This is a genomic window from Micromonospora sp. WMMD1274 (assembly GCF_049179035.1).
In the GTDB taxonomy this organism is placed as follows: Bacteria; Actinomycetota; Actinomycetes; order Mycobacteriales; family Micromonosporaceae; genus Micromonospora; species Micromonospora tulbaghiae.
On record NZ_JBMHMG010000001.1, the window covers coordinates 6,071,629 to 6,092,364 of the forward strand.

Sequence of the window (20,736 nt, forward strand, 5' to 3'; positions counted from 1 at the left end):
GAGCGCCCCGCCGGTGCCCGGTCTGGAGGCCGCGTTCGAGGTGGAGGCCCGGCTCGGGGTGCTGGAGGACCACGGGACGACCCGCGCGGGTCACCGCCGCGTCGTGCCGATCGTCGGCGGCCGGGTCACCGGCCTGTTCGAGGCCGACATCCTTCCCGGCGGTGCCGACTGGCAGGTGATCCGCCCCGACGGCGCGATCGAGATCGACACGCGCTACTCGGCGCGCACCGCGGACGGCGGTCACGTCTACCTCCGGACGTTCGGCGTCCGCAGCGGCCGCCCGGCGGTCCTCGAAGCGCTGCTGCGCGGCGAGGAGGTCGACCCGGCCGAGTACTACTTCCGGCTGGGCGTACGGCTGGAGACGTCGGTGCCCGCGCTCGCAGTCCTGGAGCAGTGCGTCTTCGTCGCGTCGGCGATCCGCGAGGCCGACCGGGTGCGCTACACCGCCTACCGCGTCACCTAGGAGTTCCCGGCCGACGCGTTGTACGCGTTCGCCCTCCCCGTGCCCGGTCGCCGTGATATCCCATCTACTATGCGCCTGTAGTAGACGCTGGCGCCTGCGGAGGGGGTGGGATGGGACGCGCTCACCCGCTGCTGCGGTCGGCGCTGTTCGTCGCCGTGGCGTTCGGAGTGTTCGGGATGCACACCTTCGGTCACCCGGCCGGACCCGACGCCGCGCACGCGAGCGCCGTTCACGCGAGCGCCGCCCACGCCGGCACCGGCCACGCCGCCGGCGCCGGCCACGAGATCGCCGCCGCGCCCGACGCCGCACCCGGAGACGGCGGCTCGCCCGGGCACCGCGACGGCCTGCACGCGTTCACCGTGTGCCTGGCGGTGCTGGGCGGCGCCCTGATCCTCGGCGTCCTGGCCCTGCTACGCCGACGCCGCCGGGGCGCCGGCACGCCGGCCGGCCCCTGGTCCCGGGTCAACCGCCCGGACCGGGGTCCACCCCGTCCGCCCATCGGGCTGCGACTGCGCGCCGCAACGGTCCTGCGCACGTGAGGAGAGCACGGTCCGGCGTCCCGCCCGGACCCGACGACTCCGTTCCGGCACACCTCACGACAAGGACCACGTACCGATGAAACCGACCATCCTGCGCCGCGCCGCCCTCGCGGGCGTCGCCCTGTCCGCCCTGCTCGCCGTCGCCGCCTGCGGCGGCGACGACACCGGCGGCATGACGCACGGCACCGGTAGCAGTTCCGCTGCGGGCGCCTCGCCCTCGGCCGGCACCACCTTCAACGACGCGGACGTGATGTTCGCCCAGATGATGATCCCGCACCACCAGCAGGCGGTCACGATGGCCGACCTGGCCCCGACGCGCGCGAGCGACACCGAACTGAAGGACCTGGCCGCCAGGATCAAGGCGGCGCAGGATCCGGAGATCACCACCATGAAGGGGTGGCTCACGGCCTGGGGCAAGCCCACCGACCTGCCCGGCGACCACAGCATGCCCGGGATGAGCGCCACGCCCGGGCACGACATGCCGGGGATGACCTCGGGGATGCCCGGCATGATGTCCGAGCAGCAGATGAAGGACCTCGCCGCCGCGAACGGCGCCGCCTTCGACAAGATGTTCGCCGAGATGATGATCGCCCACCACGACGGCGCCATCGACATGGCCAGGACCGAGCAGGCCGACGGCCGCAACCCCGAGGCCAAGGCGCTCGCCGCCAGGATCGCGGCGGATCAGGCCACCGAGGTGCAGACCCTGCGGAAGATCCTCGACCGCCTGTAGACGGCCGGGTGCGGCCGGTCCCGGCCTCGGCGTCGGGACCGGCCGCACCGCCACGACAGCTGACGTACCCTGACCGGCACGAAGGGAGAGCACGTGGCGGAACTGGGCAGACTCGAGTCGGCAGTGATGGACGTCCTGTGGCGTGCCCCCGAGCCCGTGCTCGTACGCGACGTCCTCGACGCGGTGACCACCGACCGGGCCCTGGCGTACACGACAGTCCTCACCGTGCTGGACAACCTGCACCGCAAGGGCTGGGCCGTACGGGAGAAGGACGGCAAGGCCTACCGCTACCGTGCCGCCGGCACCCGCGAGGAGATCATCGCGCGGACGCTGCGCCGGGTCGTCGAGACGAGCACCCATCCCGACCTGGTGCTCCTGCACTTCGCCCGGTCCGCCTCCGACCACGAACTGCACATCCTGCGGCAGGTCCTCGACGAGCGGGAGTCCGAGGCGTGAGCCTCGCGCTCGCCCTCGTCACCGGCGCGGCAGTAGTCGCCTGGTGTGGCCCCGCCGCGTTGCGGCTGTGCTTCCGGCACGTCGCGGACCCCGTCGCGATGCTGCTCGGCTGGCTCGGCCTGATCGTCGCGGTGATCGGCACCTTCGTCCTCGCCACCGTGATGCTCCTCGCCCCCGGCAGCACCCGGCAGTGGGCGCTGCACGACCTCGCCCGCATCTGCTGGCACTGGGCGCAACCCAGCCGGCCGCCCGCCGTCGACGAGATCGTCGGGGCGACCGGAGCGTTGCTCCTGCTGGCCGTGCTCGCCCGGTTCACTGTGGCGTGCACCCGCCGGGCGATGCGTGCCCACCGTGCTCGCCGCGCCCACGCCGACCTGCTGACGCTCGCCGGCGGCCCCTCGGAGCGCGGCGAGGCGCCGGTGCTGTGGATCCCGCACCCCACCCCGATGGCCTACAGCCTCGGCGGGTCCGGCGGGCTGACGGTCCTGGCCAGCGCCGCCGGTGACCTGCCGGCGGACCAGCTCGCCGCGGTGCTCAGCCACGAGCGGGCACACCTGCGGGAGCGTCACCACCTCCTGGTGGCCGCCGTGGAAGGGCTCGCCGCCGCCGTACCGTGGCTGCCCCTGACCCGTCAGGCGCCCGCGGCCGTGCGCCTGCTCGTCGAACTGCGCGCCGACGCCGCCGCCGTCCGCGAGTGCGGTCCGACCGCCGTCCGCGACGCGTTGCTGACCTTCGCCGGCGCGCCGCGCCCGCCGTCCGCGCTGTCGATGGCCGGCGCCGACGTGGCCATCCGGCTGCAGCGCCTCCAGGGACGCCGCCCGCACCGCCGCAACCTGGTCGCCCGTGCTCTGCTCGCCTCGACCGCCCTGGCGGCACCCCTGGGCACCGGCGTGGCCACCGGCATCCTGTTCTGCCTGTAGCCCCCGGGACGCCCCGGCGGCGCGGGCCCGACTACTACATGCCGGTGTTGACCAGGATCGCGGTGACCAGCAGGACGGCGACCATCAGCACCGCCTCCGCCAGCACCGTACGGCGCAGGCGACGCATGCCCTCCGGGGTGGGGTCGTCCAGCCGGGGGACCACCCGCCTGCTGTTGTAGAGCCCGACGACTGCGACGACCGCCACCAACGCGACCTTGACCAGGAGCACCCGTCCCCAACCGGTGCTCACCAGGTGAGCGGGCCGGTCCAGGATCGCCACCGTCAACGCGGCACCGGCGACGCCCGTGAGCGTCACCGCCGCGGTTGCCGGAACGGAGAACCGCACCGCCATCTCGGCCGCGCCCGTCGGCACACCGAGGCGCGCACGCCCCAGCAGCAGCGCCGCCAGGAGCAGAACCCCGCCGACCCACACCGACGCGGCGACCGTGTGCGCGACGTCCGCCGCCACGACCATGGCCCGTGGCCGGGCGGTGACGGTGTGCCCGTCGAACAGGAACGAACCGACCAGCAGAGCCACCGTGACGCCGAGGAGCACCGGCCGGACCGCTCGCGCGCGTACCCGTTGCGTCTCCTCGCCGTTCGCGTCGCCGGCGGACGGCACGACCAGAGGGCGAGGGGCGGTCGGGATCGCGGCGACTGTGGCCACGGCGTGCCGCCCGGCCGCGTGCCGGCCCCGGATCAGCGCCGTCTCCAGGGAACCGGCCACGAGCAACCCGGCCGCGCCGGCGAACCGCAGACCCAGCCCGGCGGCCACCGGCGTACGGCCGAGCGCGGTCAACGCCTGCACGCTGACCGCCGAGGCGAGACCGTCCCCGCCGAACACCGCCGCCAGCGCCGCCAGTTCGAGCACCACGCCGGCCGCCACCGTCAGCCCGGCGGCCCGCACCCAGACCTGGACCAGCCGGATGTCGCTGCGCGTCCCCACCAGTGTGGTCAGCGCGAAGACGAGACCGCCCACGCCGAGCAGGATCGCCCCGTAGGACAGCCAGCGCCCCGCCGTGCCGACCAGCCGCACCGGACCCTGGTCGGCGTCGGCGGTGTGACCCACCGCGTGAGCGCCGGAGTGGGCCGGTGGAGACGCCGACGGAACGCCCGGTCCACCGTGACCGGCGTGCCCCTGCGCACCGGCGGTGGGCCGAGGCGTGGCGGTCGCGCCCGGCGGCGCGGCGGCCGGGACCACTGTGAACGTGACGTCGCCGGTCAGCGGATGGGCGTCCGGGGCGGCCACGCTCCAGCGCAGCGTGAACTCCCCGCCGGTCAACGCGGCGGAGGGGTGGACCAGCCACGTACGGCCCCCGTCGGGGGTGTGACTGGTCACCGGGACGGCAGCGCCCTCGCGGGAGAGTTTGAAGCCGGCCGCTGTGGGCGTGCCGGGGGCGCTGAACGTCAGCCGGATCTCCGCTACCGCGCCGTCCACGCGCGCGTCGTCCGCCGGTACGACCTTGAGCAGCTTGAAATGCGCGGCGGCGGGCGAGGCGAACCCGAGCACCACGAACACGGCGGGACACAGCGCCAGCCACACCAGCAGCACCCATCGGGCCACGCCGCGCGCCGGCAACCGATGACGCCGCGGGAGAGGCACAGATGGTCCCTTCGTCGGGGAGACCTGGACCCGACGCCCATAGCTCCGACCTGATGCGGTCGCCATCCTAGGGGAACTACTAAGAATTGGTAGTAGACCCCGACCGCGCCGAGGGCCGCGGTCAGCCGGCCGTCATGTACGCCAGGGCGCGCTTGTCCGGCTTCCCGCTGGGCGCCACCGGGACCCGGTCGATCGGCTGGATCGTCCGCGGGACCGACGCCTCGCCCAGCGCCTCCGCCACCACTGCCCGCAGCCGCCCGGCATCAGGCACGCAACCGGCGGCCGGCACCACGTACGCGTGCACCGCCTCCCCGGTGACGTCGTCGGGACGGCCGACGACGTACGCCTCGGCGACTGTCGGGTCGGCGGCGAGGACCCGCTCGATCGGGCCGGCGTACACCAGGTTGGCCTGCACGATGACGACGTCCCGGATCCGGCCGAGCAGGTGCAGGTAGCCGTCGCCGTCCAGCCGGGCCAGGTCGCGGGTGCGGACCCAGCCGTCCACGAACACCTCGGCGGTCTCGACCGGATCCTTCCAGTAGGCGGCGGCCTGCGCCGGTGTCCGGACGAACAGTTCCCCCTCGGTGGCGGGACGGCCGTCGGCGTCCCGGATGGACAGCGTGGTCACCGGGGGAGGACGGCCGACCGAGGCGAGCGCGGCCGGGTACGCCAGCATCTCGCCCGGCGTCACCATCGTGATCATGCCGGTCTCGGTCTGGCCGTAGCCGTGGAAGACCACGGGGCCGAGCACGTCGAGCGCGTCGGCGAGCCGGCCCGGTGGGAGCGGGGAGCCGGAGACCAGCAGGGCCCGCAGGCTGCTCAGGTCGGCCGGATCGGTGCGCTGGTCCCGCACGAGCTGGTTCAACTTGCCCACGGTGATCACGCTCGCGGTCGCCCGGTGCCGGGCGATCATGCCCGGGAGACCCGGGGGCCGGGCCGCGACCAGGGTGCCGCCGGCGGCCAGGGTGAGGATGCCGTACTCCAGCATCACCTGGCTGCTCAGCGAACCGAAGACGAGGTAGCGCTGGAGCCGGGTGGCGAGGTCCGCGACCGCCGGCGGCCAGCGATCCGGGTACGGCGCCCAGGCCGCGCTCATCGCCGCGTACGTCTGCGCGCAGCCCTTCGGACTGCCGGTGCTGCCGCTGGTCCAGATGATCCGGGCGACGTCCTCCGGGCGTCCGGCGGCGACCAGCGGCCTTCCGTCGTCGGGTGTGCGTGCCAGTTCGGCGACCCGGGCGTCGTCGACCAGCAGCGCGTTGCCGCCGAGCTGCCAGGCGCGGTGGGCCGGGGTCAGGTCGGGGCGGATCCCGGAGACCCGGGCGCCGACCGCGAACGCCGCGATGATCGTCGCGAACGCCTCCGCGGTGACGCCGAGCCGCAGGGCCACCCCGACGCCGGGACCCGCGCCGGCGGCCCGGAGACCGGCCGCGATGCGGCGGACCATCCGGTACATCTGGGCCGTGGTGACGGTCCGGTCGCCGTCCTCGAAGACGGGCCGGTCGTCGCCGGCGGCGAGCAGGTCCAGTACGGGCTGCGGCCAGACCTCAGCCGGCATCGGAGAGCACGCCCTTGACGAAGAGCACGAGCGGCTGGTGGTGGACGTCCGGCAGGTTCCAGTGGTTCTCCAGGTTCTCCGCGAGGTGGTGCACGGCGACGACCCGGCCGCCGCGGTGGACCCGGACGACCGGGTGCAGGTAGCTGGCGTCGTGCGCGTGCGCGGCGTCGTTCTCGGCGATCCGCGGCACCGTGATGTCGAACGGGTCGACCTGGTCGTGGTCCGGCCCGTACTCCAGCGTGGCCACGAACGCGAACGGTTCCGGGCCCAGGCCGCCGTCGTGCAGGTACGCGACCGGCACCTCCTCGTGGTACCGCGCGGTGTCGCCGGAGATGACGACGACGTCACCGAGGACGGCGAACTGCTGCCACAACGCCGAGGTGCGGTTGATCCGCCCGATGATCGCGTCGGTGATCGCCTCCGGGGTGACCTCCAGTGGCGTGGCCGGCCAGGGCGTGTCGTGGTGGCGGGCGTCGAGGATCCGGTGCAGGGCCCGCACGCCGTACCGGAAGCCGTGGATGAACCCGTTCGTCGAGCGCTTGAAGTCGCGCTGCTGGGTGAGTGTGCCGGCGAAGTACAGGCCGGGGACGTTCACCGACTCGTACGCCGAGGTCTGCTCGGGGAAGCGGTCGTTGATGACGAGCCGGGGCCGGGCGGACGGGTCGAAGATGCTCGCGTCGAACCGGAATCCGGTGCAGAGGATCACCCGGTCGTAGTCGATCTGCCGGATCGCCTCGACCGTGCGGGCGTACCGGAAGTCGATCCGGTAGCCGCCGTCGTCGCGCCGGGCGATCCGCTCCACGGTGCCGTCGAGGACCGCGTTCTGCGACTTGAGCTGGTACGTGTCGAGGAAGTTGTTGTTCACCGCACGCAGGTGCCCGACGTAGTGCGACTGCCACGCCAGCTTGACCGAGTGCGGGCCGGCGACGTGGATGACGGCGGCGGTCTCGACGAGCGCGTCGGCGGTCTCGAAGGCGGAGTTGCCCTTGCCGATGATGAGGACGCGCTGGTCGGTGAAGTCGTCCGGGTCGACGCTGACCGTGTCGTACCGTTCGGCGAGTTCGGCGCCCGCGATCGGCGGCACGTACAGCTGGGAGACGCCGGTGGCGACGACCACGCGGCGGGCGGTGAGGGTGTCGTCGCCGGCGTGGACGGTGAACAGGTCGCCGTCGCGCGCGACCCGGGACACCCGGGTGTCGTACCTGACCCGCAGGCCGCGGGCGACGTCCGCGAGGTAGCGCACCAGGTCCGCGGCGTCCGGGAAGTAGCGCCGGCTGTAGTTCTTGAACAGCAGCGCCGGATCGTCGGTGAGCAGTGAGTTCCAGTCCGCGCGCAGATTGAACTCCGGGTCGTCGGAACCGGTCCACACCTTGTTGATCGAGATGAGTTGCCGGTGCCGGGGGTAGGTGGTGAAGAACGTGCCCGGCGCCGGGCCGGCTTCCAGGACCAGGTGGTCGCGGCCGTCGCGCTCGAGCAGGTGAGCGAGCTGCAACCCGGCCGGTCCGGCTCCGATGATCAGATAGTCGAGCGTCATGCGCCGCAACGTAGCGACCCGATCTCAGAGCGTTCTGAGAATTCGTCTCTAGGGTGCGATCGCATGACGACAGAGGTGGACTTCGATGTCCCGCTGCGGATCGCCGATCTCCGCGCCGCCCGTGACCCGATCAAAGTCGTGGTCGGACCGCAGGCCCGCGACCGGGTCACGGCCGCCCGTACGTTCCTGTCCACCGTGCTCGGCGACGACCGCGCGGTGTACGGCGCCACCACCGGCTTCGGCGCCCTCGTCGGGTACGCGGGCCGCGCCGACCTGCGTGACCAGGCCGACAACACGCTCGCCCACCTCGGCGCCGGTCAGGGCCCGGACCTCGATCCGGAGGTGGTCCGCGCGACGCTGCTGCTGCGGGCCGCGTCGCTGGCCCGCGGCGCGTCGGGCGTGTCCCCGCACGTGATCGACGCCCTCGCGGCGATGCTCGCGACCACGTTCGTCCCCGCGATGCCCCGGCTGGGCTCGGTCGGCGCCAGCGGTGACCTGATCCCGCTCGGCGCGGCCGCCCAGGCGTTGCGGGGCCGCGGCCACGCCTACCTGGACGGGGTGCGGATGCCCGCGGCCGAGGCGCTGAAGCGGGCCGGGCTGGAACCCCTGCCGCTGGACGGCCGGGACGCCCTCGCCCTGGTCAACGGCACATCCCTGACCACGGCGGCGACGGCGCTGGCGCTGGACACGGTCCGCGCCGCGCACCGGGCGGTCCAGGTGCTCACCTGCCTGCTCGCCGATCTGCTCGGCAGCGACACGCAGTTCCTCGACGCCCGGCTGCTGCGCGCGTACGGCCATCCGGGCACGGTCGACGTGGGCGCGCGGATGCGCCGGGTCAGCGACGGACTCGTCGCGTCCGGCCGACGTCCGTTGCAGGAGCCGTACAGCATCCGGTGCACGCCGCAACTGCTCGGCGCCGCCGAGGACGCCCTGCGCTACGTCGACGCCGTCGTCGCGGCCGACCTCGCGAGCGTCACCGACAACCCGCTGTTCTTTCCCGACGACGACCTCGTGGTGCATGGCGGCAACTTCTTCGGGCAGCCGGCCGCGTTCGCCGCCGACGTGCTGTCGATGGTCACGGCGCAGGTCGGCAACCTCGCCGAACGGCAACTGGACCTGCTCGTCGACCCGAACCGCAACGGCGGCCTGCCGCCGATGCTGGCCGCCGGGCCGGGCCGGCAGCACGGGCTCCAGGGGGTGCAGCTGGCGTCGACCGCGCTGGTCACCGAGATCCGCCGGGACACCATGCCCGCGAGCATGCAGAGCGTGCCGACCAACCTGCACAACCAGGACGTCGTCCCGCTCGGCACCCAGGCCGCGCTGCGGGCACTGGACCAGGCCCGGCTGCTGCACCTCGTCGTCGGGTCGCTCGCGCTGGGGCTGCGCCAGGCCGCGTACGTCGGGGCGCGTGAGCCGACCGCGTCCGGCTGCGCCGGGGCGCTCGCGGCGGTGGCCGCCGTCGTACCGCCGGTCGACCCGGACCGGCCGCTGGACGGTGACGTGCGGCGCGCGGCCGACGTGATCGCGGATTTCTCCGTTCTTTCTCCTGAGAGTGGGCGCACATGACGCTTGACTACCTGATCGTCGGGGCCGGGCCGGCGGGCCTGCAACTCGCGGCTCTGCTGGAGGCCGACGGCAAGCGCGACTACCTGGTCCTGGAACAGGCGGACAGCCCGGGGGCGTTCTTCGCCACCTTTCCCCGCCACCGGCAACTGATCTCCATCAACAAGCCGCACACCGGCTCGGACGACCCGGAGCTGAACCTGCGGCTGGACTGGAACTCACTGCTCAGCGACGACCCGGCACTGCGGTTCACCGGCTACACGGAACGGTACTTCCCCGACGCCGACGTGATGCTCCGCTACCTGGCGGACTTCGCCGCGAAGACGGGGGCACGGGTCCGGTACGGCTGCCGGGTGACGTCGATCGGCAAGGTCGACGGGGTGTTCGAGGTCCGGGCGGGGGAGGAGGTCTTCCGCGCGCGCCGGCTGGTCGTCGCCACCGGCGTCTCCCAGCCGTACCGGCCGGAGATCCCCGGGCTGGAACTCGCCGAACAGTACGCGGAGATGTCCGTCGACCCGCGCGACTACCTCGACCAGAAGGTGCTGATCATCGGCAAGGGGAACTCCGCGTTCGAGACTGCGGACAACCTGATGGAGACCACCACGCTGATCCACGTCGCCGGCCCGAGTTCGGTGCGGATGGCCTGGCGCACCCACTACGTGGGGCACCTGCGCGCGGTGAACAACAACTTCCTGGACACCTACCAGCTGAAGTCGGCGAACGCGATCCTCGACGGCGACGTCAGGCGGATCGAGCGCGACGGTGCCGGTTACAAGGTGACGTTCTCGTTCTCCCGGGCGAACGAGGTGGTCAAGGAACTGCGGTACGACCGAGTGCTCGCCTGCACCGGGTTCGCCTTCGACGCGTCCGTCTTCGACGACACCTGCCGTCCGGCGCTGGCGATCCGGGACCGCTTTCCGGCGCAGACCCCGGAGTGGGAGTCGGTGAACGTCCCCGGCCTGTACTTCGCCGGCACGATCAGCCAGGAACGGGACTTCAAGCGTTCGACGAGCGGCTTCATCCACGGCTTCCGGTACGCCGTCCGGGCGCTGCACCGGATCCTGGAGCGACGGTACGGCGACACGCCGTGGCCGGCGGAGAAGCTGGACGCCACCGCAGAGCTGATCGCCGACGCCGTCGTCGCGCGGGTCAACCGCACCTCCGCCCTGTGGCAGCAGTTCGGCTTCCTCGGCGACGTGGTCACGGTGGCCGGATCCGACGCGCGCTACCACGACGAGGTGCCGGTCGAGTACTTCACCGGCACCGGCCTGCGTACCGCTGACCACGACTACACGGACGCCTTCGTCGTCACGCTCGAGTACGGGCCCGAGCACGACCGGGTGGATCCGTTCGACGTCACAGTCAGCCGGGTCGCCCAGGACGTCCCCGGCCAGGCCCACGACGCCGCCTACCTGCATCCGGTCGTCCGCCACCACCGGGCGGGCCGGGTCGTCGCCACGCACCACCTCGCGGAGAACCTGGAGAACCGGTGGGATCGGCCGGAGACCCACGTCGCGCCGCTGGTCGCGTTCGTCGACCGCTGCCTGAGCGGCGTCGAGGGCTGAGATGCGTCCGCTGGACGGCACCGCGCTGGACGGCCCGGCGCTGAACCTGGCCGAGCTGGCCGCCGACGCGCGGGGCCGCCTGGACCCGGTGCACTGGGACTTCTTCACCGGTGGGGCCGGCGAGGAGCGCACGGTCCGCGCCAACGAGGCGGCGTTCGCCCGGCGCTACCTGGTTCCCCGCGTCCTGCGCGGCGCGGGCCGGCGCGACCTGGGGACCTCGCTGCTCGGCACGCGGATCTCGATGCCGGTGCTGATCGCGCCGACCGCGTTCCACCGGCTGGCCCACCCCGAGGGCGAGGTGGCCACCGCGCGCGCCGCCGCCGAGGCGGGCACGATCATGGTGGTCAGCATGGCGGCCACCCGGCCGGTCGAGCAGATCGCCGCCGCCGGGGGGCCGCTGTGGTTCCAGCTCTATCCGCAGGCGGATCTCGACTTCACCGCGTCGGTGGTGCGGCGGGCGGAGGCGGCCGGCTGCTCGGCCCTGGTCGTCACAGTCGACTCACCCGTGTTCGGCCGGCGGGAGCGCGATCTGCGGCACGGCTTCGCCGACCTGCCGCCCGGGCTGGTCTGCGAGAACATGCGCGACGCGAGCGGCCGGGTGCGCGACATCGGGATGGACGCCGGGCTGGACTGGGCCCGGATCGCCTGGCTGCGCGAGGTCACCACGCTGCCGATCCTGCTGAAGGGGGTGCTGCATCCCGCGGACGCGGCGCTGGCCGTCTCGTACGGTCTCGACGGTCTGCTGGTCTCCAACCACGGCGGCCGGCAGCTCGACGGGGCGCTCGCCACCCTGGACGCGTTGCCGGCCGTCGTCGAGGCGGTCGGCGGGCGGCTGCCGGTGCTGCTCGACGGCGGCGTCCGCCGGGGAGCCGACGTCCTGGTGGCGCTGGCGCTCGGCGCGAGCGCGGTGCTGGTCGGCCGCCCGGTGCTGTGGGGGCTCGCGGTGGGCGGCGCCGCCGGGGTACGCCACGTGCTCGACCTGCTGCACGCCGACCTCGACCGGGCGCTGGCGCTGGCCGGCGTCACCGGTCCGGCCGACCTGCGCGGTGACCTGGTCGCCACGGTGGCATGCGGATGAACGTCCTGATCGCCCTGCCGGTCCTGGCGGGGATCGCGTGGACCGTCCCGTACTGGCTGCCCCGGACCGTGGTCCGGCTGCGGGAGTGGGTGTTCGTCAAGGTCAACGGCGTCGAGGGCGTACCGGTGCCGGGCCCCACCGTCGGCATGGAGCACTTCGAGCGGGTGTACGCCGATCCGGCGGCGGACGGGCGCAGCCGGGGAGCCGGGTTGTCGGACCTGTTCTGGTACTGGCTGGCGCCCGGACCGCACATGCACCAGGAACATCTGGAGCCGGGGGAGCGCTACCGGACCGTGGCCGCCACGACCCGGCGGGTGCTCGCGGTACGCCGCCAGGGCTGTGACGACCTCGCGACCGCCGCCACCCGCCGGGTGCTCGACCGGCTGCCGGCCGGCCGGACCAGCCACGTACGGCTGCGCGACCTGATGATGCCGGTCTGGGCCGAGGTCTACTACGAACTCGTCTTCGGTGAGGCGTGCCCCCCTGACGCGCGGGCGCTGATCGTCGCCAACGCCGACGACGTGGTCAACGGGCTCAAGTGCACCGGCCTGCGGCACATGCGGCGGCGCGACCGGCTGACCGCCTATCTGCGCGACCGGATCGAGGCGGGTACCTGCCCGGTGACGCTGCCGCCGCCGTTCACCGTGCAGGAGACGGCCTGGTATCTCCAGGGCGCCTTCTTCAACACCGCCGTGGTGCAGATGTCCGAGGCGATGGCGCACGTGCTGCTCGCCCTCGCCACACATCCCGATCTCCAGCGAGGACTCGACGACGACGAGGCGCTGGACAGGGTGATCGACGAGACGCTGCGGGTGCATCCGCTCTTCGGCGTGGCACACCGGATCACGTCGGCGCCGATCACGCTGCCCACCGGCGTGTCCCTGCCCGCCGGGACGGTACTGCTCTTCAACTATCTGGCGTTCCACCGCGGCGGAGCCGCCGGGGACGACCGGTTCGACCCGGACCGGTGGCTGACGCTCAGGCGCGGCGACGCGCACTTCATCCCGTACGGGGTCACCGCGAACCGGGCCTGCCCGGCCCGTGGCGTCGCGCCGGTGATGCTGCGCGCCGCGACCCGCGAGGTGCTGCGCCGGTACGTCCTGACCTCCTCGGCCGCGCACACCCGCTCGCTGCCCAGCCGCGGTCCGGCGTATCTGACTCCGGCCGGGTGCACCGGTCCGGGGCGGCTGCGGCTGGCCGCGATGCGGTCGCGGGACCGGTGGGCGGACGTGGGCCGCAGCGTCCGGCAACTGGTGTTCGGCACCTGGATGGTGCTCGACGCCCGCCGGCAGCGGTTGTGCACCGACTACTTCGAGAGGGCGGTCCGATGACACCAACGGAGCTGGCGCCGCGGTTCTTCATCGCGGTCACGGTGATCCTGATCTTCTGCAAGGGGGTCGCCTGGCTGCTCGGCAAGGCGGGCCAGCCCGCCGTGGTCAGCGAGATGCTCGCCGGCGTGCTGCTCGGCCCGTCGCTGCTGGGGCTCCTCCTGCCGGACGTGCAGAACGCCCTGTTCCCGGCCCCGCTGCTGCCGGTCCTCTACGTGGTGGGTCAGGTCGGCCTGGTGCTGTTCATGTTCCAGGCCGGGTACGCGTTCAGCGCCCACCGGGTCACCGGGCTGGCCGGCACCGCCGGCGTGATCTCCCTGGCCGGGGTCACCGCGCCGCTCGTGCTGGGGGTGCTGCTGGTGCTGGTGACGGCGGGCGCTGTGCCGATCCGGGCCGACGGGACGTCACTCGGGGTCTCGGCCGCGTTCGTCGGCGTCGCGCTGGCCATCACCGCGTTCCCGATGCTGGCCCGGATCATCACCGAACACGGGCACGCCGGCACCCGGCACGGCACGCTCTCCCTGGCCAGCGGCGCGATCGACGACATGGCCGCCTGGATCATGCTGGCCGCCGTCCTGGCGTTCGCCTCCGGCGAGGCCGGCCCGGCGATCGTCACCGCCGGTGGAGCGGTCCTGTTCGGACTGCTGCTCTGGCTCGGCGGGCGCGCGGTCACCTCCGTGCTGATGACCCACCGCGCCCTGGGCGACCGCGCCCGGCTGCTCGGCACCGTCGCCCTGCTGTTCCTGGTCGCCTGGTACACCGACGAGATCGGGCTGTACGCGGTCTTCGGCGCGTTCGCGGTCGGCGTGGTGATGCCCCGCACCGACAACACCGACCGGGTCGTGGACACGCTCACCCCGGTCGCCGCGACGCTCTTCCTGCCGTTGTTCTTCACCTACTCGGGGCTGCGGACGGAGTTCGGGCTGCTCGGTTCGCTGCCGGTGCTGCTGTTCGCGCTGGCCTGCGTGGCGGTGGCGATCGCCGGCAAGTTCGGTGCCTGCTGGGCGGCGGCGAGGCTCCGAGGTGAGCCGTCCGGTGTGGCGTTGCGGGTCGGCGCGCTGATGAACGCCCGCGGCCTGATGCAGCTCATCGCGCTGAACGTCGGGTTGGAGGCGGGCATCGTGAACCCGTCCCTGTTCACCGTGCTGGTGCTGGTCGCGCTGGTCACCACGCTGATGACGACGCCGGCGCTGAGCTGGATCGAGCGGCGGGAGGCGCAACGGCCCGACGACGTCCGCGCGCCCGCGCTGGCGGTTTCAGATAGTTGAAGATGCAAATACTGATGATTGCATCGACCAACATCTATGGGATCGTTAACACATGCGGGGCGGAAGATCGAACCGGCTGCTGCTGGTCGAGGACGACGCGGATCTGACCGAGATGCTCACCGAGACGCTGGGTCACGAAGGCTACCTGGTCGACCGGGCCTTCGACGGCCAGCGCGGGCTGCATCTCGGGCTGACCCGCTCGTACGACGTGATGGTCATCGACCGGATGCTGCCGGCGCTCGACGGCCTGGACCTGGTCGCCCGGCTGCGCGCCCGGGCGGTCCCGTCCCGGACCCTGATGCTCACCGCGCTCGGCACCGTCGACGACCGGATCGCCGGGCTGGACGCGGGCGCCGACGACTACCTGGTCAAGCCCTTCGACCTCGACGAACTGAGCGCGCGGGTGCGGGCGCTGTGCCGGCGTACGCCCGAGCCGACCGATGTGCTGCGCATCGGTGCCGGGGTGCTCGATCTGGGGCCACGCGAAGCGGTGCTGCCCGACGGCACCCGGGTGGCCCTGTCCACCCGTGAGTTCGAGCTGCTGCGTGTGCTGGCGGCCCGGCCGAACACGGTGCATCCCCGCGCGGTGCTGCGCCGCAAGGTCTTCGAGGAGGCCGCGGCGGCGTCGATAGTCGACACCTACGTCTACTACCTGCGGCGCAAACTCGGCCGCGCGGCGGTACGCACCGTGCACGGCCTCGGCTACCGCCTCGGCACGCTCTGATGGAGGCGGCCGAGCAGACGATCGTGCGGCGGACCCGGCTCCGGATCGGCCTGTTCGTGGGCCTCACCATCGGCGCCCTGCTGCTGCTGGCGGGCGGCATCTCCTACGCGGTCCTGGTCCGCGGCCAGAACGCGCAGATCCAGCGTGAGCTGGCATGGGGCACCGCACACGGCACCATCGCCGGCCCGCCCGCCTGCAGCTGGATCTTCGAGTACGAGGGCGCCACGGTGCACACCGGCGCGAACCCGCCACCACCGGGCTTCCCGTTGCACGACGCGCTGGCCACGGTGGCGGCCACCGGGGCCACCGAGATCACCACTGTCACGCGTGACGGCACGACCTACCACGTCCGCACCGAGGCCCGCGGCGACGGTGTGGTCCAGGCGGTGTTCGACGCCCGTTTCCAGCTGTCCGACCGCCGGCACCTTTTGCTCGCGTTCAGCCTCGCGGCGGTGGTCGGGCTGCTCGCCGCCGTGCTGACCGGCATGGTCGTCGGCCGTCGAGCCGTCGCACCACTCGCGGAGGCCCTGACCCGGCAGCGCCGGTTCGTCGCGGACGCCAGCCACGAACTGCGAACCCCGATCGCCAGGTGCACACCCGGGCCCAGCTGATCGCGCGGCGGGCGCGCCACGACGGCGCCGCCACGAACCTGGAGGACCTGGAACGGCTGATCGGCACCACCCGCCGGCTCGGCGAGATCGTCGACGACCTGCTGCTCTCGGCCCGTCTCGCCGCCGCTCCCGCCGACCGGAAACCGGACCCGCCGGTCGACCTCACCTCGCTGATCGGCGCGACGCTCGCCGCCGAGGCCGAACGTGCCGCCGAGCGCCAGGTCACCCTCACCCTGGACACCCCCGCCGCACCGCTGCCGGTGCCGGGCGTCGAGTCGGCACTGCGCCGGGTCGTCGGCGAACTGCTCGCGAACGCACTGGCCCACACGCCCGCGGGCGGCCGGATCGACGTGACGCTTCGGGCCGTCGACAACGTCGCCGAGATCGTGATCGCCGACACCGGAAGGGGTTTCGACCAGGCGGACGCCCGGCGGATCTTCGACCGGTTCCACCGGGGCGCGGGCGCCGGAGAGCGCCGCTTCGGCCTGGGACTGGCCCTGCTCCAGGAGGTCGTGACGAGTCACCACGGCACGATCGAGGCGGAGGGCCGGACGGGCCGGGGAGCCCGCTTCACGGTGCGCCTTCCCCGGACGCGATCGCCGGGCACCACGGGCCGGGCCTCGCGGATCAGGAACCTTCGGATGTGGCAGCTCGGCGCCGGTACGTGAGCGCCGGATCGTGGAACGCGTCCCCCGGCCCGCCGCCGGGAGGCCCGAGGTGCAGGATCGCGGTCGGCGCGTCGGCCAGGTTCCCGCCGGCCGGCAGCCGGGTCGCCGGGGGAGTCACCTCCGCCGCCGCGCCCGGTGCGCTCCTGCGCCGGACCAGCACCAGTGCGAGCGCGCCCAGGCCCGCGGCGACCAGCAGGCCGCCCAGGAGGAACATCGACGTACTGCCGCTCTCCTCGCCGGTGGCCCTGAGCGTGGGCGGCGCGGCCGCGGGAAGGTCGTCGCCGGCTGCCGCGGCGGGAGGGCTCGCCTCCTCGGCGGGCGACGGTGACGCCGTGGCCGGCGTGGCCACCGCGGCAAGGGTCAGCCGTACGGTGGCGACGTCACCGGCCCGGCCCCGCACGGTCGCGCGGGCGGTGCGGTAGCCGTCCATGGACGCGCGGACCGTGATGGACCCCTCCGCGATCGTCCGGCCGGCCTTGGAGGTGATCGAGAACTGGCCGCTGCGGTTACTGGTCGTCCGGTACTCGTGACCGGCGCTGTCCCGGATGGTCAGATCGGCGCCGCCGATCGCCTTCCCGTCGGCGTCGCGGACCCGGCCGGAGACCCCGCTCACCCCGGCCGCCGGTGAGGCCCCGCCGGTGGGCGAGGCACCCGCCCCGTGGACGTAGACCATCTTGTAGGCGTAGCTGTTCTGCCCGGCGAGCCGCACGCCGATCGAGATGTTGAGGCCGGTGGTCTCGCCCGGCCGGGCATCCGGGGCGACGAGTGTCGCGTCGAAGGTCCGGCTCTCGCCGGGCCCGAGGTTCGGCTCCGCCCGGCATCCGGCGGTGCACCGCAGGCCGCCGCCGACCACCACCACGGCCTTCTCGGCCCGGCGTCCGTTGTTGGTGACGCGGAACTGCACGCGTACCGTCTCGCGGGGTTTCACGTTCTCCGCCGACACGCTCAGGATGCTCACCGTCTCCGGCGCGGCCGTCGCCGGTGCCGCCGCCACCGCGAGCGTCCCCCCGGCCAGCACGGCCAGTACGGCCGCCCGGACCCGTCGCACACGTGAGCGCGTCGTCACTTCCCACCACCTTCGCCGAGAGCGGGCAACATCGGTCGATGGAGCCGCGGGCCACTATGCCCTGTGGCGGACGGGTTGCGCGACCCGCCCCCGAGAGCAGCGACGGCTGCCCGGCGTCGATCGACGTCGACGCTCGCGAGGCCGCCGCCGGTGGCTAATCGGTTGCTGCCACGGTGCGGACTGCCTAGATTGCCGATCATGCACGACATCGACGGGTATGCCCGATGAGCGGCCGTCTCCGCGAGATCGCCCGGCAGACGGTCGCGATCGCCGAAGCCGGACGCTATCGCACGACGCCGGTGACGACGTCGAGATCGGGGCGGCGGTACGCGCCGCGGTCGCCGGCACCCGCGAGCACCTGCCCGACGAAGTCCTCCACCTCGATGGCGCGCAGCCGGGTGCCGGCGCCGTGGAGGTGACGTACGAGTCGACGTTGCAGGCCGCCCACCGGCTCGGGTCCGGCGCGGCGTGCCTGGTGTTCGCGTCGGCGAAGAACCCGGGTGGCGGGTTCCTGGGCGGGGCGCAGGCGCAGGAGGAGAGCATCGCCCGCTCGTCGGCGCTCTACCCGTGCCTGCTCGCGGCGCCGGACTTCTACGCCTTCCACCGGGCGCAGCGGGACCTGCGGTACAGCGACCGGGTCGTTTACTCCCCCGGCGTGCCGGTGTTCCGCGACGACAAGGGCAACCTGCTCGACCGGCCGTACACCACCTCCTTCCTGACCGCGGCGGCGCCGAACCTGGGCGCGATCCTGCGCAACCAGCCGGACCGCGCCGCCGATGTGCCGGCGGTGCTGGCACGGCGCGCCCGGCGGGTGCTGGAGGTCGCGGCCGCGCACGGGCACCGGACCGTGGTGCTGGGCGCGTGGGGGTGCGGGATGTTCCGGAACGACCCGGCCACTGTGGCGGGCGCGTTCGCCGACGCGCTCCGGGTGGTCGACCGGTTCGACCTCGTGGTGTTCGCCGTTCGCGACGGGCTGCCGGGCACTCCGGTGTACCGCACGTTCGCGGAACGCTTTTCGGTAGGTTCGTCGCATGAGTGACGACACCTTCCGGTCGGTGGAGATCGAGCGCACCAGCGTGGGCAGATACGTCGCGCGCAACGCCCGTGGCGGCGAGCTTGCGATGGGTACGGGGGAGGACGCGACCTTCACGCCGGTGGAACTGCTGCTGGCGGCCCTCGGCGGCTGCACCGCTGTGGACGTCGACCACGTGACCAGCCGGCGCGCCGAACCGACCCGGTTCGCCGTCACGGTGAGCGGCGACAAGATCCGCGACCCGGAGACCGGCAACCGGATGGAGAACCTCACCGTCACGTTCGCGGTGACGTTCCCGGGCGGTGCGGACGGCGACCGGGCCCGCGAGGTGCTGCCACGTTCCCTGCGGCAGTCGCACGACCGGCTCTGCACCGTGTCCCGGACGGTGGAGCTGGGCACGCCCGTCTCCATCGTGGACGCGACGGCCGCCCCGGAGTGAATACCTTGACACCCGTCTATGTTAACGAGAACATTGCCGTAACTTGAAGGTAATGCCGTTGCCACGAGCGTCACGGGTGAGGCGAGCCGCCACGGCCGGCCGGTGACGACCAGGCGCAGGAGGTTCTCGGTGACAGGGACCGCTCGGAGGACGCGGACGGCGGCGGTCGTGGTGTCGGCGGCGCTGGTCCTCGCCGCGGGGGTGGTGGCCGGGACGCCCCCGGCGTCGGCGGCGACGGTCGACACGTCCGCGTCGTACGTGGTCGTGAACCGGCACAGCGGCAAGGCGATGGACCTGTACGACTGGTCGACGGCGGAGAACGCGCCGGTGAACCAGTGGACGCGCAACGACCTCGCGGTGCAGCAGTGGCAGTTCGTGGACGCCGGCGGCGGGTTCTACAAGGTGCGGTCCCGGCACAGCGGGAAGGTGCTGGAGTTGCCGGCCGGCGGCGACGGCACCCAGCTCGTGCAGAGCACCGACCGCTCGTCGGCCACCCAGCAGTTCCGGTTGCAGGACTCCGCGGGCGGGTTCGTGCGGTTCGTCAACCGGCAGTGGAACAAGGTCGTCGACGTGTGGCAGTGGTCGACCGCCGACGGCGGCCGGCTGGCCGGCTACGCCGATCTCGACGGCGCCAACCAGCAGTGGCAGCTGATCCGGCTGGGCGGCGGCACGCCCACCCCGGCGCCCACCACCCCGACACCGGCCTACCCGCAGCCCGGCCGGGTGTCCGGCGACGTCGGCGTCCACGACCCGACCGTGGTCAAGCGGCCCGACGGCACCTACCTCGTCGCGCACACCGGTGACAACGTCGCGCTGAAGACCTCCGCCGACCGGGTCACCTTCCGCAACGCGGGCGCCGTCTTCCCTGGTGGCGCGCCGTGGACCAGCACGTACACCGGCGGCGCGCGCAACCTGTGGGCACCGGACCTGTCGTACCGCAACGGGCGTTACCACCTGTACTACTCGGCGTCGACGTTCGGTTCCAACCGCTCGGCGATCTTCCTGGCCACCAGCACCACCGGCGACTCCGGGAGCTGGGTCCACGAGGGACTGGTGGTCGAGTCGCGGACCACCGACGACTTCAACGCCATCGACCCGAACCTCACCGTCGACGACCAGGGCCGCTGGTGGCTCAGCTTCGGCTCGTTCTGGTCCGGCATCAAGATGATCCCGATCGACCCGGCCACCGGGCGCCGGCTCGGCAGCACCATGCACAGCGTGGCCGCCTACGGCCCCGGCATCGAGGCGCCGGTCCTGGTCAAGCGCGGCTCCTGGTACTACCTGTACGTCTCGTTCGACCGCTGCTGCCAGGGCGCCGCCAGCACGTACCGGATCATGGTCGGTCGTTCGGCGAGCCCCACCGGGCCGTTCGTGGACCGCGTGGGCCGGGACATGCTCGCCGGGGGCGGCACGCAGATCCTGGCCTCGCACGGCAACGTCCACGGCCCCGGCCACCAGGCCGTCCTCGCGGACACCGACGGCGACGTCCTCTTCTACCACTACTACGCCGACGACGGTGCGTCGCTGCTCGGCGTCAACCGCATCGGCTACGACGCCGCTGCCTGGCCCTACGTGTACTGAACCCGGCCA

General features: G+C 73.1%; 20 protein-coding genes. 16 read left to right on the top strand and 4 right to left on the bottom strand.

From position 1 onward, the window contains the following. The first annotated feature begins 13 nt into the window (after window positions 1–13). The 5 genes from ACN27D_RS28665 to ACN27D_RS28685 all read left to right on the top strand — a co-directional run bounded on the left by ACN27D_RS28665 (window position 14) and on the right by ACN27D_RS28685 (window position 3,111). Window positions 14–463 carry a DUF3237 domain-containing protein gene (locus ACN27D_RS28665; protein WP_421500481.1) on the top strand — a complete coding sequence of 150 codons (450 nt, stop codon included), beginning with the start codon at window positions 14–16 and terminating at the stop codon, window positions 461–463. Between the two features lie 110 nt (window positions 464–573). Then, window positions 574–1,002: a DUF6153 family protein gene (locus ACN27D_RS28670; RefSeq protein ID WP_421500482.1), complete on the top strand. Its 429-nt coding sequence runs from the start codon at window positions 574–576 to the stop codon at window positions 1,000–1,002. Between the two features lie 76 nt (window positions 1,003–1,078). After that, on the top strand, window positions 1,079–1,735 hold the full coding sequence (locus tag ACN27D_RS28675) for a DUF305 domain-containing protein (RefSeq protein WP_421500483.1): 657 nt from the start codon (window positions 1,079–1,081) through the stop codon (window positions 1,733–1,735). 93 nt (window positions 1,736–1,828) lie between these two features. Further along, entirely contained in the window at window positions 1,829–2,191 is a 363-nt protein-coding gene (locus tag ACN27D_RS28680; protein WP_421500484.1) for a BlaI/MecI/CopY family transcriptional regulator, read from the top strand. Beyond that, entirely contained in the window at window positions 2,188–3,111 is a 924-nt protein-coding gene (locus ACN27D_RS28685; RefSeq protein WP_421500485.1) for a M56 family metallopeptidase, read from the top strand. The genes ACN27D_RS28680 and ACN27D_RS28685 overlap by 4 nt, the downstream gene beginning before the upstream one ends. Window positions 3,112–3,145: 34 nt before the next feature. Here the strand turns inward: ACN27D_RS28685 and ACN27D_RS28690 are convergent, their stop codons facing one another. The 3 genes from ACN27D_RS28690 to ACN27D_RS28700 form a co-directional block, all read right to left on the bottom strand. Then, window positions 3,146–4,675, bottom strand: coding sequence for a CopD family protein (locus ACN27D_RS28690; protein WP_421500486.1), 1,530 nt, complete (start codon window positions 4,673–4,675; stop codon window positions 3,146–3,148). A gap of 160 nt (window positions 4,676–4,835) precedes the next feature. Next, entirely contained in the window at window positions 4,836–6,269 is a 1,434-nt protein-coding gene (locus ACN27D_RS28695) for a class I adenylate-forming enzyme family protein (protein WP_421500487.1), read from the bottom strand. After that, complete coding sequence (locus ACN27D_RS28700; RefSeq protein WP_421500488.1) at window positions 6,259–7,803, bottom strand: NAD(P)-binding domain-containing protein; 1,545 nt, start codon at window positions 7,801–7,803, stop codon at window positions 6,259–6,261. Before ACN27D_RS28700 ends, ACN27D_RS28695 begins: the two co-directional genes overlap by 11 nt. 63 nt (window positions 7,804–7,866) lie before the next feature. Between ACN27D_RS28700 and ACN27D_RS28705 the strand changes: the two genes are divergently transcribed. The 8 genes from ACN27D_RS28705 to ACN27D_RS28740 are packed head-to-tail and all read left to right on the top strand — an operon-like array spanning window position 7,867 to window position 16,608. Continuing rightward, on the top strand, window positions 7,867–9,369 hold the full coding sequence (locus ACN27D_RS28705) for an aromatic amino acid ammonia-lyase (RefSeq protein ID WP_421500489.1): 1,503 nt from the start codon (window positions 7,867–7,869) through the stop codon (window positions 9,367–9,369). Next, complete coding sequence (locus tag ACN27D_RS28710; RefSeq protein WP_421500490.1) at window positions 9,366–10,931, top strand: NAD(P)-binding domain-containing protein; 1,566 nt, start codon at window positions 9,366–9,368, stop codon at window positions 10,929–10,931. The genes ACN27D_RS28705 and ACN27D_RS28710 overlap by 4 nt, the downstream gene beginning before the upstream one ends. A gap of 1 nt (window position 10,932) precedes the next feature. Then, a complete protein-coding gene (locus ACN27D_RS28715) occupies window positions 10,933–12,009 on the top strand; it encodes an alpha-hydroxy acid oxidase (RefSeq protein ID WP_421500491.1) in 1,077 nt (358 codons plus the stop codon). Continuing rightward, the gene (locus ACN27D_RS28720) at window positions 12,006–13,340 is read left to right on the top strand and encodes a cytochrome P450 (RefSeq protein ID WP_421500492.1); all 1,335 of its coding nucleotides are present in this window, start codon (window positions 12,006–12,008) and stop codon (window positions 13,338–13,340) included. The genes ACN27D_RS28715 and ACN27D_RS28720 overlap by 4 nt, the downstream gene beginning before the upstream one ends. Next, complete coding sequence (locus ACN27D_RS28725) at window positions 13,337–14,605, top strand: cation:proton antiporter (protein ID WP_421500493.1); 1,269 nt, start codon at window positions 13,337–13,339, stop codon at window positions 14,603–14,605. The genes ACN27D_RS28720 and ACN27D_RS28725 overlap by 4 nt, the downstream gene beginning before the upstream one ends. Window positions 14,606–14,657: 52 nt before the next feature. Beyond that, window positions 14,658–15,329 (top strand): response regulator transcription factor, encoded by a 672-nt coding sequence (locus tag ACN27D_RS28730; RefSeq protein WP_120570405.1) that lies wholly within the window; start codon window positions 14,658–14,660, stop codon window positions 15,327–15,329. Beyond that, window positions 15,329–15,940 carry a hypothetical protein gene (locus ACN27D_RS28735; RefSeq protein ID WP_421500494.1) on the top strand — a complete coding sequence of 204 codons (612 nt, stop codon included), beginning with the start codon at window positions 15,329–15,331 and terminating at the stop codon, window positions 15,938–15,940. The genes ACN27D_RS28730 and ACN27D_RS28735 overlap by 1 nt, the downstream gene beginning before the upstream one ends. Beyond that, window positions 15,919–16,608 carry a sensor histidine kinase gene (locus tag ACN27D_RS28740; protein ID WP_421500495.1) on the top strand — a complete coding sequence of 230 codons (690 nt, stop codon included), beginning with the start codon at window positions 15,919–15,921 and terminating at the stop codon, window positions 16,606–16,608. The genes ACN27D_RS28735 and ACN27D_RS28740 overlap by 22 nt, the downstream gene beginning before the upstream one ends. On the opposite strand, the gene ACN27D_RS28745 is transcribed toward ACN27D_RS28740, so the two are convergent. Next, entirely contained in the window at window positions 16,568–17,674 is a 1,107-nt protein-coding gene (locus ACN27D_RS28745; protein ID WP_421500496.1) for a carboxypeptidase-like regulatory domain-containing protein, read from the bottom strand. The genes ACN27D_RS28740 and ACN27D_RS28745 overlap by 41 nt on opposite strands. 217 nt (window positions 17,675–17,891) lie before the next feature. Here ACN27D_RS28745 and ACN27D_RS28750 point away from each other — a divergent pair, with 217 nt between their 5' ends. The 3 genes from ACN27D_RS28750 (at window position 17,892) to ACN27D_RS28760 (ending at window position 20,727) form a co-directional block, all read left to right on the top strand. Beyond that, window positions 17,892–18,713 carry a TIGR02452 family protein gene (locus tag ACN27D_RS28750; protein ID WP_421500497.1) on the top strand — a complete coding sequence of 274 codons (822 nt, stop codon included), beginning with the start codon at window positions 17,892–17,894 and terminating at the stop codon, window positions 18,711–18,713. Beyond that, entirely contained in the window at window positions 18,706–19,146 is a 441-nt protein-coding gene (locus ACN27D_RS28755; RefSeq protein WP_358173627.1) for an OsmC family protein, read from the top strand. Before ACN27D_RS28750 ends, ACN27D_RS28755 begins: the two co-directional genes overlap by 8 nt. Window positions 19,147–19,275: 129 nt before the next feature. Beyond that, complete coding sequence (locus ACN27D_RS28760; protein WP_421500498.1) at window positions 19,276–20,727, top strand: family 43 glycosylhydrolase; 1,452 nt, start codon at window positions 19,276–19,278, stop codon at window positions 20,725–20,727. Window positions 20,728–20,736: the final 9 nt, after the last annotated feature.

Excerpts from the sequence above, each read along its gene's own strand:
- ACN27D_RS28700 (WP_421500488.1), bottom strand. The coding sequence starts at position 7,803 with ATGACGCTCGACTATCTGATCATCGGAGCCGGACCGGCCGGGTTGCAG.
- ACN27D_RS28735 (WP_421500494.1), top strand. The coding sequence starts at position 15,329 with ATGGAGGCGGCCGAGCAGACGATCGTGCGGCGGACCCGGCTCCGGATC.
- ACN27D_RS28725 (WP_421500493.1), top strand. The coding sequence starts at position 13,337 with ATGACACCAACGGAGCTGGCGCCGCGGTTCTTCATCGCGGTCACGGTG.
- ACN27D_RS28695 (WP_421500487.1), bottom strand. The coding sequence starts at position 6,269 with ATGCCGGCTGAGGTCTGGCCGCAGCCCGTACTGGACCTGCTCGCCGCC.
- ACN27D_RS28670 (WP_421500482.1), top strand. The coding sequence starts at position 574 with ATGGGACGCGCTCACCCGCTGCTGCGGTCGGCGCTGTTCGTCGCCGTG.
- ACN27D_RS28750 (WP_421500497.1), top strand. The coding sequence starts at position 17,892 with ATGCCCGATGAGCGGCCGTCTCCGCGAGATCGCCCGGCAGACGGTCGC.
- ACN27D_RS28715 (WP_421500491.1), top strand. The coding sequence starts at position 10,933 with ATGCGTCCGCTGGACGGCACCGCGCTGGACGGCCCGGCGCTGAACCTG.
- ACN27D_RS28730 (WP_120570405.1), top strand. The coding sequence starts at position 14,658 with ATGCGGGGCGGAAGATCGAACCGGCTGCTGCTGGTCGAGGACGACGCG.
- ACN27D_RS28705 (WP_421500489.1), top strand. The coding sequence starts at position 7,867 with ATGACGACAGAGGTGGACTTCGATGTCCCGCTGCGGATCGCCGATCTC.
- ACN27D_RS28720 (WP_421500492.1), top strand. The coding sequence starts at position 12,006 with ATGAACGTCCTGATCGCCCTGCCGGTCCTGGCGGGGATCGCGTGGACC.
- ACN27D_RS28675 (WP_421500483.1), top strand. The coding sequence starts at position 1,079 with ATGAAACCGACCATCCTGCGCCGCGCCGCCCTCGCGGGCGTCGCCCTG.
- ACN27D_RS28755 (WP_358173627.1), top strand. The coding sequence starts at position 18,706 with ATGAGTGACGACACCTTCCGGTCGGTGGAGATCGAGCGCACCAGCGTG.
- ACN27D_RS28710 (WP_421500490.1), top strand. The coding sequence starts at position 9,366 with ATGACGCTTGACTACCTGATCGTCGGGGCCGGGCCGGCGGGCCTGCAA.